The organism is Cedecea selenatireducens, from assembly GCF_042138895.1.
Taxonomy (GTDB): domain Bacteria; phylum Pseudomonadota; class Gammaproteobacteria; order Enterobacterales; family Enterobacteriaceae; genus Cedecea; species Cedecea selenatireducens.
The window spans coordinates 38,028-53,522 of record NZ_JBHIKW010000017.1; the positions used below are offsets into that span (position 1 = coordinate 38,028).

Annotated in this window: 15 protein-coding genes; 10 read left to right on the plus strand and 5 right to left on the minus strand. The window is 55.3% G+C overall.

From position 1 onward, the window contains the following. Position 1: 1 nt before the first annotated feature. The 4 genes from hslO to ACE38U_RS20235 form a co-directional block, all read right to left on the minus strand. Positions 2–880: an Hsp33 family molecular chaperone HslO gene (gene hslO / locus ACE38U_RS20220; RefSeq protein ID WP_081948229.1), complete on the minus strand. Its 879-nt coding sequence runs from the start codon at positions 878–880 to the stop codon at positions 2–4. Positions 881–907: 27 nt separating this feature from the next. After that, positions 908–1,309 carry a ribosome-associated heat shock protein Hsp15 gene (gene hslR / locus ACE38U_RS20225; protein WP_061277362.1) on the minus strand — a complete coding sequence of 134 codons (402 nt, stop codon included), beginning with the start codon at positions 1,307–1,309 and terminating at the stop codon, positions 908–910. Positions 1,310–1,318: 9 nt separating this feature from the next. Beyond that, positions 1,319–1,990, minus strand: a complete 672-nt coding sequence (gene yrfG / locus ACE38U_RS20230; protein WP_375530431.1) for a GMP/IMP nucleotidase — start codon at positions 1,988–1,990, stop codon at positions 1,319–1,321. A gap of 75 nt (positions 1,991–2,065) precedes the next feature. Further along, the gene (locus ACE38U_RS20235; protein ID WP_038478065.1) at positions 2,066–4,201 is read right to left on the minus strand and encodes an intracellular growth attenuator family protein; all 2,136 of its coding nucleotides are present in this window, start codon (positions 4,199–4,201) and stop codon (positions 2,066–2,068) included. A gap of 335 nt (positions 4,202–4,536) precedes the next feature. Between ACE38U_RS20235 and nudE the strand changes: the two genes are divergently transcribed. After that, entirely contained in the window at positions 4,537–5,097 is a 561-nt protein-coding gene (gene nudE / locus ACE38U_RS20240; protein ID WP_038478068.1) for an ADP compounds hydrolase NudE, read from the plus strand. 62 nt (positions 5,098–5,159) lie between these two features. Here nudE and mrcA read toward each other — a convergent pair whose 3' ends face one another. After that, positions 5,160–7,712, minus strand: coding sequence for a peptidoglycan glycosyltransferase/peptidoglycan DD-transpeptidase MrcA (gene mrcA, locus ACE38U_RS20245; RefSeq protein WP_038478070.1), 2,553 nt, complete (start codon positions 7,710–7,712; stop codon positions 5,160–5,162). Positions 7,713–7,851: 139 nt separating this feature from the next. On the opposite strand from mrcA, the gene ACE38U_RS20250 reads away from it, so the two are divergent. The 9 genes from ACE38U_RS20250 to dam all read left to right on the plus strand — a co-directional run bounded on the left by ACE38U_RS20250 (position 7,852) and on the right by dam (position 15,476). Then, positions 7,852–8,667, plus strand: a complete 816-nt coding sequence (locus ACE38U_RS20250) for a pilus assembly protein (protein ID WP_375530432.1) — start codon at positions 7,852–7,854, stop codon at positions 8,665–8,667. After that, complete coding sequence (locus ACE38U_RS20255; RefSeq protein WP_176981998.1) at positions 8,667–9,215, plus strand: PilN domain-containing protein; 549 nt, start codon at positions 8,667–8,669, stop codon at positions 9,213–9,215. The genes ACE38U_RS20250 and ACE38U_RS20255 overlap by 1 nt, the downstream gene beginning before the upstream one ends. Next, a complete protein-coding gene (locus ACE38U_RS20260) occupies positions 9,205–9,675 on the plus strand; it encodes a HofO family protein (protein ID WP_038478080.1) in 471 nt (156 codons plus the stop codon). The genes ACE38U_RS20255 and ACE38U_RS20260 overlap by 11 nt, the downstream gene beginning before the upstream one ends. After that, complete coding sequence (locus tag ACE38U_RS20265; RefSeq protein ID WP_038478083.1) at positions 9,662–10,078, plus strand: HofP DNA utilization family protein; 417 nt, start codon at positions 9,662–9,664, stop codon at positions 10,076–10,078. The genes ACE38U_RS20260 and ACE38U_RS20265 overlap by 14 nt, the downstream gene beginning before the upstream one ends. Continuing rightward, positions 9,993–11,240 carry a type IV pilus secretin PilQ gene (gene pilQ, locus ACE38U_RS20270; protein WP_375530433.1) on the plus strand — a complete coding sequence of 416 codons (1,248 nt, stop codon included), beginning with the start codon at positions 9,993–9,995 and terminating at the stop codon, positions 11,238–11,240. Before ACE38U_RS20265 ends, pilQ begins: the two co-directional genes overlap by 86 nt. 319 nt (positions 11,241–11,559) lie before the next feature. Beyond that, positions 11,560–12,081, plus strand: coding sequence for a shikimate kinase AroK (aroK, locus tag ACE38U_RS20275; protein WP_016538517.1), 522 nt, complete (start codon positions 11,560–11,562; stop codon positions 12,079–12,081). 57 nt (positions 12,082–12,138) lie between these two features. Continuing rightward, the gene (gene aroB, locus ACE38U_RS20280; protein ID WP_038478086.1) at positions 12,139–13,227 is read left to right on the plus strand and encodes a 3-dehydroquinate synthase; all 1,089 of its coding nucleotides are present in this window, start codon (positions 12,139–12,141) and stop codon (positions 13,225–13,227) included. 74 nt (positions 13,228–13,301) lie between these two features. Continuing rightward, entirely contained in the window at positions 13,302–14,588 is a 1,287-nt protein-coding gene (gene damX / locus ACE38U_RS20285; protein ID WP_176982002.1) for a cell division protein DamX, read from the plus strand. 63 nt (positions 14,589–14,651) lie between these two features. Next, positions 14,652–15,476, plus strand: coding sequence for an adenine-specific DNA-methyltransferase (gene dam, locus ACE38U_RS20290; RefSeq protein ID WP_038478091.1), 825 nt, complete (start codon positions 14,652–14,654; stop codon positions 15,474–15,476). Positions 15,477–15,495: the final 19 nt, after the last annotated feature.

Consider the following 15,495-nt stretch of genomic DNA (forward strand, 5'->3'; position numbering starts at 1 on the left):
ATTAGTGAACCTGTGGATCTGCCGGAGAGGCATTGTTGCGGATTGCCGCTATGTCCATTGAATCAAATACATAGTGGCTGCCGCAGTAATCACAGTTCATGTCGATTTCGTTGTCTTCCGCCAGAATGCTGTCGATTTCTTCATCCGGCAGCGTGCGCAGCGCATCGGCACAGCGTTCGCGGGAGCAGGTGCACTTGAACTCTACGTCCTGCGGATCGTACAGGGTGACTTCTTCTTCGTGGTAAAGGCGCCATAACACATCGTTCGCCGGCAGCGTCAGCAGCTCTTCTGCCTTGATAGTTTCGGTCAGCGTGGCCAGATGGTTGAAGTCGTCGGTCTCGGCGTTTTGCGCCGGGAGAACCTGCAGCAGCATGCCGCCTGCCGCCGCTTTACCTTCCACTTCACCGGTACGAATAAACAGGCGAGTTGGCAACTGCTCGGAACGCATGAAGTAATCTTCCAGGCAGGCGGCCAGGGTATCCCCCTCCAGCCCGACCACGCCCTGATAGCGCTCGCCTTCGCTTGGGCTGATGGTGATAACCAGATAGCCGTTGCCGACCAGGTCTTTTAACGCCGCATCAGCCGGAATCTCACCCTGGACGCGAGCTACGCCGCGCATTTGCTGTTTGTTGTTCCCGTTGATCACGGCCAACGTCATCGGGCCATCGCCCTGAAGCTGAACGGTGATGTCGCCGTCAAACTTCAGCGTGGCGGTCAGCAGGCTGGTGGCAACCAGCAGCTCGCCGAGGATATTTTTGACCGGCTGCGGGTAGTCATGATTTTCCATGATCTGCTGCCAGGTTTCAGAAACCGTCACCAGCTCGCCGCGAACGGCGTAGTTTTCAAACAGATAGCGGTGTAGTTGGTCGTGTTGAGTCATCGTCATCTCTCTTGCTGGTAGGCGGATTTACGCTTCGCCACCGTGTTTAAATTTCATCAAATCTCGCCGCTCTTTTTTATCCGGGCGGCGATCGGGGTGGGGCATGGTTAGCGCGTTCATTTTGCGTGCCAGCGCCACTTTTTCCCGCTTGGCGATACTTTCCGCCGTTTCTTCATAAAGCTGAGTGGCTTCCGTGGCCGGCCTGCGCTGCCCGGTAATCGCGAGTACGTTAACGGTGCGTTCGTCATTGCCCTGACGCAGCGTGAGAACCGCGTTCAGCTCAACCAGCTTACTGGGTTTGCTACGCTGGCCGTTGTAGTGCACTTTTCCGCCTTCAATCATTTCCCGCGCCACGGCCCGGGTTTTGTAAAAGCGTGCGGCCCACAGCCATTTATCCAGGCGTACGCCTTCGGCTGCTTTTTCTTTCATTACGCCTCCTTAAACGGAAAGCGACGGGATCAGGCGGCGGTAATCGCTAAGGCCAGGGTGGCGCTCAAACGTTTTTTCCGCTTCGCCTGAATCCGGGTTGAGGACGCCGAAGCAGTAGCGAATGCCAAACTTCGCTGCGGCATCAAGAATCGCTTCGCTGTCGTCGATAAATACCGTTCTGGCCGCGTTTAACCCGGTATGTCCGGCTACCGCCTGCCATAAACGCTGATCTTCTTTCGGATAACCAAATGTGTGGGTAGAAAGCAATAAATCAAGGTGCTTACCCAAACCCGTATGTTCAAGCTTCACCGCCAGATTGTGCGGGTGCGCGTTGGTGAGCAGAATACGGCGCTTGCCGCTGGCTTTTGCTGCCTCAAGAAACGGCACAGTATCTTCACGTAGCGCGGCTTTTGGCCCCTGCTCGGTGGTCATCGCACAGATATCCAGCCCGAGGCGCTCGCTCCAGTAATCGAGACAGTACCAGTTTAGCGTATGCTGCACGGCGTGGTATTCGCGAGAAATCAGTTGATGTGCTTCCTGTAGCGGAATGCCGCGCTGGAGGCTAATGGTTTCCGGTACCAGCTTTTTCCAGAAATGGTTATCAAAGGCCAGGTCCAACAGGGTCCCGTCCATATCCAGCAGCAGGGTGTCAACGTCCTGCCAGGCGATAGCACCAGACATAGCTTTAGTCTCGATTGAGGGAAAAATAGCGTACCAGGGTAGCACAACCCGGTACGCAAAGTTTACCCGTAACGGCTACCTCAGTGGTGAAGGCGGGGTCAGCGTGGGATTGAGGCAGCTGTCGTAGTAACGCTGAATTTCGGCCAGCCTCGTGCTGGCACGACGATAGCGGATGACGGCCAGAACGCCGTTTATCGCAGCACAGACCAGCATCGCAATGAGCATCAGAGAAATGCTGATGTAGCTCCACAGGCTATGCGTATCGGAGATTCGGTGCAGCGTGACGTGCTGGGTTCCGTTGGCGTCGGTATAAATACCGGTAATGATCCCTTCGGCGTGGAACGGCGTTTGCAGCAGCATTTCTGCCAGCCGCTGGAATTCGGTCCACTGCTCCTGAGCCGGGAAGTCATACAGCGACATTGGCGGCAGCGGCTGATCCACGAGATCGCCGCCTTCATCATTGATAATGACATAGCCGCCGGGGGCTGGGCTGTTCAGCGACTGTGCAGCGCGCGCGGTTTCACGAATAAAGAAAGGTGCGGTTGAGGTGGCCACGAGGTTATCCAGCGACTCGGCGCTAACCGGCCGTAGCAGGACATTTACCCCGGTCAGTTTTCCTGAATCGGCACGTTTGATGAGCGAATCCCAGTCTTTGGTATTGCCCAGGTTCACCAGGGCATTTTTAAGGCGAACGCACTCTTCTTCTGCGGTACACAGCGCCTGAGTTTTTTTCACAATCCCGGCAAAATCATCCAGCAAAACCATGCCTGATTTCTGGATGGCATCGGCCAGCTGCGGGTTCACTTTACTGTCGCCCTCACCCCCCTGAGGATGCAGCTGCCCGCTGACTGCCCTGGTCAGGGCTACCGCTTTGTCCATGATTTCAGACTCCGGCAGCGGCAGAGGGCGAGCGGTATTCCAGATTATTTGTGAGCAGTCGAACGGCGTGAACGGGAAGCTTTGGCGAGCGTTATAGCTGCCGGGGGTGTGAATATTACACATCCCTGTACCCTTCACTCTTAGGGTATCGCCCACCTGCAGCTTGTACTTTGCGAGGTCCTGTACGCTGCTCGCTTCGATGGACTGAGCCCCTTTTAGCCACGAGGCGCTAAGTTTGATGGGCATTTCCAGCGGAACCCAAATAGTCATCATCAGCAGGACAAGCAGCGCACCGGCGGAAATTAACAGGTTACGCACCCAGTGCTGAAGCGGGAAGTTACGCACTTCGTCATGCAGCGAAAGGAAACGACCCTGGCGCACCACATGGCGGTCGAGATAGATATCAATGTCGGTTTTCTGTCCCAGGTCCTGGGTCACAAACGGCTGCCAGTGCGGCGGATAAATCAGGTCGATAATGCCGAGCGAGATATTGTTCATCTGCTCCTGGTTTGATTCGCCGAACAGCCCCCAGCGCTTAGGCGTGCCGCGCAGGCAGTGGATTTCGCGCAATGCCGTTTTTGCCGGCGGCGCAAAAAGCCCCCACAGCCCGGCGGCAATCAGCAGAACGGCACCGCCAAGCAGCCATGGCAGAAACACCGGAGGCGTAACCAGGCTCAGGAAGAGCATGATAAACGCGATGCAGATAAGCGCCGCTTCGCGCACGCCGTCCGGGCGGCTCAGGGAATATTCTTCCTGCGTTTCCTGGCGGATATTCAGCAGCTCTATCTGTTCACTTTCTTCACCACGGATCGACGCCTGGGTGCCGGAATAACCCTCGATGGCGTACTGCTGCGTGTCCAGCGTATCGTTTTGTAGGGTATTACCGTTGAGCGAAATCACCAGCGGGATGCTGCTCGTGCGGATAAGCTCCACGTCGTTATCGTTGGTGATGAACTGTTCCCAGAAAGGCGGCAGATGAACTTCAACAGAATCGAGGTAATAGCGCCATTTATTGGCGTCATCGGCAGAGAGGCCGTAGCGGGTTATCGACCGGGTCAGAGAAATAACCGTATTGCTTTGCGCCGTCAGCGTCAGCTTGGGCAGCGGATTGCTTGCGCCAGAAGGGCCGATCAGCTCCTGAGAGCGTGAATAGCGCTCGAGATAATTTTCGACGGCTACGCGTTCTTCCGGAGTCAGCTTGCGCGTTGTTGAACCGGAGAATGAACGATCGTGCGAAACCCGGGCTCGCAGCCGCAGGCTTCGCCAAATTAGCCATCCGGCAATCAGCGTGCAGGCCAGCATAGCAGCTAACAGAAATAATAAGGTGCTCATGCTTTCCCCATCAAACAATCGTCTTTTTCATCAAGCTCGGCAAAAGGTCGGCCTTTCAAAAATTTTAGAGATCAGAAGTCATTATCGGCAGGTAAAGGCACAAACTTGAGCTTTTTTTAGGGCGACCAACCTGCAGTAACACAATGTTAGCAAAGCGACTTCGACTGAAATACAAGTAAATTCCTATTCAATACTACCCGTCTTGACAGGGGGGCGCATTACGTGTTTTGGAAAAACATACGTTACAAAAATGTAAATAATAGCCAATGCTCGTTGCACGATATGTGCGGCATGCCGCACAATAAGTTACCTCTTTCACTGTTGATCCCGGCCACATGAGCAAATCACTAAAAAAACCAACGATTTTACATGTCGAAACCGTGGCGCGTTCGCGGTTGTTTAATGTCGAAACGGTGGACCTGGAGTTCAGCAATGGCGTTCGTCGCGTCTATGAACGGATGAAACCTTCTTCCCGCGAGGCGGTGATGATTGTCCCTATTGTTGATAACCACCTGATCCTAATCCGTGAATACGCCGTCGGCACAGAATCCTATGAACTGGGCTTCTCCAAAGGGCTGATTGACCCCGGTGAAACCGTGTTCGAGGCCGCCAACCGCGAGCTGAAGGAAGAGGTTGGCTTTGGGGCAAACCAGCTCACGTTTTTGAAAAAACTGACGATGGCCCCGTCCTATTTTTCCAGCAAAATGAACATCGTGATTGCAGAGGATCTGTATCCCGAGTCGCTGGAAGGGGACGAGCCGGAAGAGCTGCCGCAGGAGCGATGGTCGCTGGACAAGATGATGGATTTGCTGAATGAAGATGATTTCAGCGAGGCGCGCAACGTCAGTGCGCTCTTCCTTGTTCGGGAATGGTTAAGACAGCAGGGCAGGCTGTAAGCCAAACTGCAAAAGAATTAAAAAGAGCCGCTTTATGCGGCCCTTTACTATTTTGCACAGGATTAGAACAGCTCGTGCGTTTCCCCGTTATCGATAATCGTGGTGCCGACCTCATGTACAGCCTGCTGTGTAGGCTGCGTGCCTTCAATGAAGTACTCTTCACGACTGTTGCCGCCGTTGGCCAGCTGGCCTGTACTGCGGTCGATATTCACGGTGACGATGCCCGGTGGCGGCGTCAATGTTTCTTCCGGTACCCCTGCCAGCGCAATTTTCATGAAATCATCCCAGGCTGGCTGAGCGCTCTTCGCGCCGCCTTCGTAGCCGGAGATCTGGTCTTTGATTGCGCCAGATGCGGTGGTGCGGCCAAGGTCACGACGGTGATCGTCAAAGCCAATCCAGACTGACGTTACGACGCCGGGGCCATAGCCGGAGAACCATGCGTCTTTAGAACTGTTGGTGGTCCCGGTTTTGCCGCCGATATCACGACGTTTCAAATCCCGACCCGCACGCCAGCCGGTTCCCTGCCAGCCCGGTTCACCGTAAATGTTGCTGTTCAGCGCGCTTTTGATCAGGAACGACAGCGGCGTGTTGATCACGTGCGGGGCGTATTCCTCAGCCTGCGCCTTAGCAACCAGAGAGCTGTTAGCCTGTTCAAGCTGCGGCATTGGAACGCTGCTGTTTTGTGGCGCCTGCGAGACCGCCACGTCTTCTACGTCCTGATTTTCCAGCACCGTTGATTTCGCCGTGTCGCCGTAGATAACCGGAATATCGCAGCTTGCGCAGGCGACTTTAGGTTTCACTTCGAACACTGTGTTGCCGGTGTCGTCAACGATTTTGGTGATGTAGTAAGGGTCGACCAGGAAGCCGCCGTTAGCCATAACCGAGTAGCCGCGCGCCACCTGCATTGGCGTAAATGACGCGGAGCCCAAAGCCAGTGATTCGGTATGAACGATGTTCGCGGCCGGGAAACCAAAGCGCTGCAGATACTCAGCGGCGTAATCCACGCCCATCGCTCGCATCGCTCGTACCATCACAACGTTCTTGGACTCACCAAGGCCCTGGCGCAGGCGAATTGGCCCGGCATATTGTGCCGGCGAGTTTTTCGGCCGCCAGTCGGATCCTGCCCCGGCATCCCAACGCGAAATAGGCACGTCGTTAAGGATGCTTGCCAGCGTCAGGCCTTTATCCATTGCCGCGGTGTACAGGAAAGGTTTGATGTTTGAACCTACCTGACGCAGCGCCTGGGTGGCACGGTTAAATTTGCTTTGGTTAAAGTCGAAGCCACCAACCAAGGCCAGGACGGCACCGTCGTGTGGATTGAGCGAGACCAGCGCGGAGTTCACGTCAGGCACCTGGCCAAGCCACCATGCATCATCCACTTTTCGAACCCAAATCTGCTGGCCTGCCTGAACCACGTCGGTCACCTTGCGTGGCGTAGCGCCTTGGGCGGTATCTGAGCGATATGGGCGAGCCCAACGCATGCCGGGCATGCCAAGCGAAACGGAGCTGCCGTCTGCCAGCATCGCCGTCGCCTCTTCAGACGCTGCGCGAGTGATCACTGCCGGGAGCAGCGGGCCATAAACCGGCAGGTTTTTCAGCGAGTCGACGATTTTTTTCTCGTTCCAGGCACTTTCGCCCACTTTCCACAGCACGTTTGACGGGCCGCGGTAGCCGTGGCGCATATCGTAGGCCATGACGTTATTGCGAACGGCGTCTTGCGCACCCTGCTGAATCTTGCGGCTGAGGGTGGTGTAGACCTTGTAGCCGTCTTCGTAGGCTTTGTCGCCGTAGCGGCTGACCATGTCCTGGCGCACCAGCTCTGACAGATAAGGCGCGGAGAAGGCGATTTCAGGCGTGTGGTAGCTGGCGTCGATAGGCTGACTGCGCGCTTCGTCATACTGGCTCTGGCTGATATAGCCTTCGCTCAGCATACGCGACAGCACCACGTTGCGGCGTGAGGTTGAACGGTCCATGGAATAGAGCGGGTTAAAGGTTGACGGGGCTTTAGGCAGCCCGGCAATCACCGCAATCTCGCTCAGGGTCAGCTGATCGACCGTTTTACCAAAATAGACCTGGGCGGCAGCGCCGACGCCATAGGCGCGGTAGCCGAGGTAGATTTTGTTCAGGTAAAGCTCAAGGATTTCATCTTTGCTCAGCATCTGCTCGATGCGTACGGCAAGGAAAGCCTCCTTGATTTTACGCATCAGGGTGCGTTCCGGGCTTAGGAAGAAGTTACGTGCCAGCTGCTGTGTAATGGTGCTTGCACCCTGAGAAGCATGGCCAGAGAACAGCGCCACGCTTGCTGCACGGAAGATACCCACTGGGTCAACGCCGTGGTGCTCGTAAAATCGGCTGTCTTCGGTCGCGATAAACGCTTTTACCATCACCGGCGGAATTTGGTTCAGGGTCAGCGGAATACGGCGTTTCTCGCCGTACTGAGCAATGAGCTCGCCGTCAGCGCTGTAAACCTGCATTGGAATCTGCAGCCGCACGTCTCTTAGGGTCGCAACGTCCGGAAGCTGGGGCTCAATATATTTGTATAAGCCGTAAATCGAGCCGGCTCCCAGCAGAACGCAACAGACTGCAAGGATTAATAAGTACTTTACGAACTTCACCTTAAATTTCCCATTAGGTTTCAATTGGGCAGTTTCTAAACAACCGCGCGGTAGTATAAAGGCAAGCCAGAAGCTTTGATATACCCGTTACTGTTTCGGGATCAGGGCTGTTCATCATCCGGATAAGGAGATCGAAACCATGATGTTTCCTGGTTGGAGGATTGGCCTGGATATCCAGGCGGAGGGCGTACGCGCCGCTGCGGTGCAGTGGCACCGGCAAGGGTGGCAATTGCGGCATTGGTGGTTTTTACCCTTCCCGAAGCAGGGACTTGCGGGCGGCATGTTACCCGAACCCGCCACGCTGCGCGAGGCGCTTGCTGCGTGGCGTAAAGAAATCCCCGTGCGTCATCACCTGCGGGTTGGCTTTCCGGCTCAGCGCACTTTGCAGCGCCACATCCCCCGGCCAGCCCGCCGGCTACAGGAGTCAGCCCAGGAAAAGTATATCGCTGGGGCAGCGGCCCGCCAGCTGCAGATGCCCGCGGAACAGCTTTGCTATGACTACCTGGACGAGGGGGAGTCGCTTTACGTGACGGCGGCAAAACAGGAAGACATCGGCGCGCTGCTGGCAAACCTTGCCAGCGTCAAACTCTTTCCCCGGACGATAACGCCGACGGACAAAATTCTTGGCGCTTTGCCCCAGAGTTGTTACTCCGCTGATTGTCGCTTTTTAGTTCATGAAGAACAGGGTTACTGGCTTTGGGCTGCCGTGAACAATCGCGAGCGCTCCGGCTGGCTGGCTAAGTCGCAGGTGGCCGACTTTCCCGCGCTTTGCCTGCAGCTGGGGGCGAGTGCCGGTGAAATCGCGTTTAGCCACGCGGATGGAGATAGTGCCGTGCCCGCTGGGGCTGAACGGCTTAATGCCTGGCAGCCCATCGTTCGCCATCAGCCGCCGCTGCCGCGGCATGGGGGCCTTTACACCCTCGCATTGGGGCTGGCTCTGGGACCCGACCGCTAATGACACCGCTGATAAATCTCCTGCCATGGCGAGCCTCCAGGCGCCACTATCGGCTAAAACTCTGGGCCGGCATCGTGCTGTTCGGCATGCTGTTAGTTGCTGCCCTGGCGCAGCTTTGGGCCACGCCGCTGGCCATGAAAACTCGGCTACAGCAGGCCCAGGCTATCACGCTCGAGGCACAGCAGCCCGTCCTGAAGGCACTGTTATTGCGTAAGCAAACTGAGCTGAAAGACAACCAGCAGCGGCTGGCGGTTCTACGGGCTGAAGTGGCGCGTAAGACCAGTATTTCACGTTGGGAAAGCGTGCTGAATGAGCTTGCCTTTCAGCTGCCCGAAAACAGCTGGCTGCAAAGCGTTAGCTGGCAGAACGAAAACGCTAGCGTATCTGGCGTTGCGGGAGATGCTCGCGAGCTGGGGAAGCTCGAAGCCGCGTTGGGTGCTTTACCCGGAGCCTTTAAGGTCAAGCCCGGCGAGCTGCGTGATGAAAAACATAAGGGGCTTGTCTTTACCTTCACCTTAATACCCAAAGGCGGTGAGCGTGCTGAATAACATTGAGCGCCTTATGAGCGTGCATGTCGGGTTCCGTATTCTGTGCGCAACGGTTTTCCTGCTTGTCATGGCATGGTCGTGCTGGTGGCTGCTGATTCAGCCTCGCCAGCAGCAGCTACTCGAACTAGAACGGCAAAATCAGCAGCACTGGCAGCAAGTGCTCTCGCTGCAGCAGAAGATTGCTGCCGTGCCGAAGGTTGAGCCGCTGCCTGATGTTACTCCCTCGACGATTTTTTCCGCGATGGCGGCGGTAAAACTTGGTGGCGGAAGGCTTGTGAAATGGCAGCCTGACCCGCGCCGTGCCGTGCTGGAAATGCTGTTGCCGTGGCCCAAAGTGCCATTGTTCTTTCGGCAACTGGCGGACTACTCGGGCCTGAAGATACCGACCTTTGTTTTGAGCAGTGCCGGGGAGCAAGTTCGGGTGCTACTGACGCTGGAGTTTACCGATGAAAACCGCTAGCTGGATACTGCTGGCTGTACTCAGCCTGCCGCTGCAGGCGGGGCCGCGTAATCCCTTCCTGTTACCGCCATCGCCCTGCGAATCGTTGCTGAAGCGCCTGGATGGCTGGCAGCTGCGCGGTATGTTTTATCGGCCAGGACCAGAAAACAGCATTGCGCTGATGAAACTCTCCGGTAAGCAATGGCAAAGAGTAAAGGAAGGGCAATGGATTGCGCCGGATGTACAAGTAGCGGCCCTGCTTGAGCAACATATGCGGGTTTCTCTTCGGGGGGACTGTGAAGGGAGCTATTACCACTGGAAGATACAGGGAGGATCCGATGATAAGACATATCGTGGCAGGCGCACTGATGCTCGTACCGCTGACGAGCTGGCCGAAAAACAACGTCACTCTGACGCTGGATGAAACGCCGGTCGTGCAGGTTCTGCAAACGCTGGCCGAGCTGCAAAGTTTTAACGTAATGATCGCCCCTGAGGTGACGGGAAATCTCTCTCTGCGTTTGGTTAATGTCCCGTGGGAGCTGGCTTTTCAGCAGGTGCTCAGGTTGTCGAGCCTGACTTCATCAACGACGGGAAACATTCTTCAAATTCGGCAGAAGCAGGATCCGGCGAAGCTACGCGCTCAGCGGGAGGCCGCGCGTAAGCAAAGCGTGCTTGAGCAACCTTTGATTCAGGCGGTCTATACGCCACGCTATGCTGAGGTAGCCGATCTCGCCGCAGGGATAAAAGCGAATGAAGAGAAGCTGCTCGGGCCCAGGGGCAGTATCACCGTGGATAAGCGCACAAATCGCCTGGTAGTACGCGATAACAAGCAAGCGCAAAAGCGCATTGCGTCATGGGTTGCAGATATGGATGTCTCTATGGGGCAGGTTGAGCTGTCTGCCCATATTGTCACTATCAACCAGGAGAAGCTGCGAGAGCTTGGCGTGAAGTGGAGCGCTCCGGCGGGAGAGGCAGAAGCGAGGTTGCATCAGGCAACAACGGTTTCAAGCCAGCTCGCGGTAAATGCCGCGAACACAACGTTGGGGTTTAATATCGGCCGCATCAATGGCCGCATGCTTGAACTGGAGCTTAGTGCGCTTGAGCAGCAACAGCAACTGGACATTATCGCCAGCCCACGCCTGCTGGTGGCGCATCAGCAGGCTGCCAGTATCAAGCAGGGGACTGAAATTCCGTATCAGGTGTCCAACGGCAAAAATGAAGCGACCTCGGTGGAGTTTAAAGAAGCCGTGCTAGGCATGGAGGTGACGCCCACAATCAGCCACCACGGCACGATTCGCCTACAGCTGCGCATTAGCCAGAACATGCCGGGGCGCAGCATCCAACATGCGGATGGCGAGGCATTAGCCATTGATAAGCAGGAGATTGAAACGCAGGTAGAAGTGAAAGACGGCGAGACGCTGGCGTTAGGCGGGATCTTTCAGCAGCAGAACAACCGAACCCTGGATAGCGTCCCTGTGCTGGGAAATATTCCACTTATCGGCCAATTGTTCCGGTACGACGGGAAAAAACGCCAACGTCGGGAATTAGTTGTGTTTATCACCCCAAGGCTGATCGCATTGCCCTAGCCGGTTTCCACTTCTGCCTGCGGATTTTTCTGCCAAACAGTGCCCAGGTGTTTGACGGCAGAGAGGAATTAGCATACAAGGTGTACCGTTTCGGGAGGCAGGGTATTGAGAACCTGTGGCCGGGAAAGCTGGAACAGGCTTTTCGTCCCGAGCCAGGCGCCAGGTGATTTATTCGGTTGCCAAACCCCCTTGAGTATTGAGATAATTTTTAGTCTGATTCTCGAACTCACGCTTATGAGGTTTCAGTTCATGTCCCGCCGCAGCAGGTTGTTATCGGGCGGGTTTACTATCAACGAATTGTCTTAGTAGTACCGAAAAAATGGCAGAGAAACGCAATATCTTTCTGGTTGGGCCTATGGGTGCCGGCAAAAGCACTATTGGGCGTCAGTTAGCTCAGCAACTCAATATGGAATTTTTCGATTCTGATCAAGAGATTGAGAAACGTACCGGAGCTGATGTGGGCTGGGTATTCGACGTTGAAGGCGAAGAAGGCTTCCGCGATCGCGAAGAAAAAATTATCAACGAACTCACTGAAAAACAGGGCATCGTGCTGGCTACCGGCGGCGGCTCTGTGAAGTCTCGTGAAACCCGCAATCGTCTTTCCGCCCGTGGCGTAGTGGTTTATCTTGAGACCACCATTGAGAAACAGCTTGCACGTACTCAGCGCGATAAAAAACGTCCGCTGCTGCAGGTTGAGACTCCACCTCGTGAAGTTCTGGAAGCGCTGGCGCACGAACGCAATCCGCTGTACGAAGAGATTGCTGATGTAACGATTCGCACCGACGATCAAAGCGCCAAAGTGGTTGCAAACCAGATTATTCATATGCTGGAAAGCAACTGATTCTGGCTTAATCAAGAAACGCCTGCGGGCAAAGCAACATAAGGTGGGCTCCGCGTAATGGAGAGGCTGAAAGTCACTCTTGGGGAACGTAGTTACCCTATTACCATTGCCGCCGGGTTATTCAATGACCCGGCTTCCTTTTGGCCGCTGAAAGCTGGCGACCAGACTATGCTGGTCACCAATGAAACCCTTGCGCCTCTCTATCTGGACAGGGTTCGTGGTCTTCTGGAACAGGCAGGCGTTAAGGTCGATACCGTCATTCTTCCGGATGGCGAACAGTTTAAAAGCCTCGCGGTGCTCGATACCGTCTTTACGGCGCTGCTGGAAAAACCTCACGGTCGTGATACTACGCTGATTGCTTTAGGCGGCGGTGTTGTGGGCGATTTGACCGGTTTTGCCGCAGCGAGCTATCAGCGCGGGGTTCGTTTTATCCAGGTTCCCACCACGCTGCTTTCGCAGGTGGACTCCTCCGTAGGCGGCAAAACGGCCGTCAACCATCCCCTCGGCAAAAACATGATTGGCGCGTTCTATCAGCCCGCTTCGGTGGTGGTTGATCTTGATTGCCTGTCAACTTTGCCTGCGCGGGAGCTGGCTTCGGGCCTGGCAGAAGTCATTAAATACGGCATTATTCTCGACGGTGAGTTTTTTGACTGGCTTGAAGAGAATATCGACGCATTGCTGAAGCTGGACGGTCAGGCAATGGCGTACTGTATCCGCCGTTGTTGTGAGTTGAAAGCCGAAGTTGTTGCTGCGGACGAGCGAGAAAGTGGCTTACGTGCTTTACTGAATCTGGGTCATACGTTTGGCCATGCTATTGAAGCCGAAATGGGCTATGGCAACTGGTTGCACGGTGAGGCCGTGGCTGCCGGGATGGTGATGGCGGCGCGAACCGCTCAGCGCCTGGGTCAATTCAGTGAGGCAGAAGTTCAGCGTGTGATCGCGCTGCTGGCACGAGCCGGATTACCGGTTAACGGGCCACAGGAAATGTCCCCTGACGCGTATATGCCCCACATGATGCGTGACAAAAAAGTATTAGCCGGCGAGCTGCGTTTGATTCTGCCGCTGGCAATAGGGAAGAGTGAAGTGCGCGGTGGAGTACCGCACGATGTCGTTCTATCAGCCATTGCTGATTGCCAGCAGGCTTAACAACTAGAATTTTTACAGTATTTAACTTCGGGCGTAATGCGGACATGAGCATGCGCCTTTGAGTGGGGTGTTAAATGGATGAGTTTAAACCAGAAGACGAGCTGAAACCCGATCCAAGCGATCGTCGTCCTGGGCGTTCCCGCAAACCTGACGAGTTCGACAAAGAACCGCAGATCAACGTCGATGACGTCGATCTTGATGCGGACGAACGTCGTCCTTCTCGTTCACGCCGCGAGCGTGAAGAAGAAGTCGAGGAAGAGTACGAAGGTGATGACGGCATGGCCGCAGATCCTCGTCCGGCGCGTGGACGTAAAAAGGCAGCAAAACAGAAAGCGCCTGCTTCTCGTCAGCACATCATGATGGGCGTAGGGATTCTGGTCCTGCTGCTGCTTATCATCGGCATCGGTTCAGCGCTGAAAGCACCTTCATCCACTCCAGATACTGCTGAGCAAAAACCGGGCGCGGAGAAGAACATCGATCTCTCCGGCTCGAATACTGCGACGCCTGCCGATCAGGCAAACGGCGCTCAGCCGCAGCCGGGGAATACCCCAGCTACTGGCCAGCAGAACCCGCAGGATGTTTCTCTGCCGCCTATTTCTTCTACGCCAACCCAGGCACAGACTCAGCCGCAGCCTGAAGGGCAGCAGCGCGTTGAGGTTCCTGGGAACCTGAATAACGCACTGACTCAGCCTCAGCAGCAGGGCCAGATTGACAACGTGGTTAGTAATTCCACGCTGCCGACCGAACCAGCCACTGTAGCACCTATTGCCGGTAGCAAAACCGAGCCGCGCAAGCTGGCAGGTACTCAGGAACCAACCCGTACCGTTGAGTCTCGCCCTGAACGTAAAAAAGCGGTGATTGAGCCTGTACGTAAAGCGGAATCGAAACCGCAGGTAAAAGCGGAAAGCAAGCCGGTTGCAACGGCAAAACACAGCGAACCTGCTCCGGTTGTCTCCACGCCAGTGAAAGCGCCATCAACCAGCGTTGCAACATCCACTCCGGCGCCAAAGGCTACGGCATCCACCACGCCTAAAGCACAACCGCAGGCGGCCGCAAGCACTGGCGGCACGGTTAGCGGTGATGCAAGCGCCATTAAAAGCGCGCCAGGCAGCCACTACACGCTGCAGCTGAGCTCTTCTTCAAACTCAGCAAACCTGAATGCGTGGGCGAAAAAAGAGAACCTGCAACACTATATGGTTTACCAGACCCAGCGTAACGGCCAGCCATGGTACGTGCTGGTGACCGGTGTTTATGCGACGAAAGATGACGCAAAACGCGCGGTTTCAAACCTGCCGGCAGACGTTCAGGCTAAGAACCCGTGGGCAAAACCTATTCATCAGGTGCAGTCTGACCTTAAGTGAAAATAAGCGCAGTCGCTGTCGGAGCCTTTCCACAGCTGGATAAGGTGTAAATAGTAAGGCAGCATGAAAAAAAATCGCGCTTTTCTGAAATGGGCAGGGGGAAAGTTCCCCCTGCTGGACGACATAAAAAAGTATCTGCCGGAAGGCGACTGTCTGATTGAGCCCTTCGTTGGCGCCGGGTCGGTATTTCTCAATACCGATTATCAGCGCTATATCCTCGCGGACATCAACAGCGATCTGATTAACCTCTACGATATCGTCAAAAACCGCGCGGATGAGTACGTGCGGGAATCTCGCTTGCTCTTCACCAAAGAGAAAAACGAAGAGGCGACCTATTACGCCTTCCGCGTCGAATTTAATCAGTGCACCGACAAATTCCGGCGTGCGGTGCTGTTTCTGTATCTTAACCGCCATTGTTACAACGGCCTGTGCCGTTATAATCTGCGCGGTGCATTTAACGTGCCGTTTGGCCGCTACAGCAAGCCTTACTTCCCGGAAGAAGAGCTGTACAACTTTGCCGAACGAGCCAAAAATGCCACTTTTGTCTGCCAGTCATATGACGTCAGCATGGTAAACGTTGCCGCAGGTTCCGTTGTGTATTGCGATCCGCCTTACGCGCCGCTTTCCGCCACCGCCAACTTTACCGCTTATCACACGGACAGTTTCAGCATGGTGCAACAGAAGCATCTGGCGGAGCTGGCTGAAAAACTGCGTGAGCAGAGCATCCCGGTCGTGATTTCCAATCACGATACCGAGCTCACTCGCGAGTGGTACAAGAATGCTACCGATTTCCGTAAGCTGCAGGTAAGACGCAGCATCAGCCGAAACGGTGGAGAACGTAACAAGGTGGACGAACTTCTGGCGCTTTATAACGTAAAGTTTGCCTGAGCCGTTTCGCCCGCCGCTG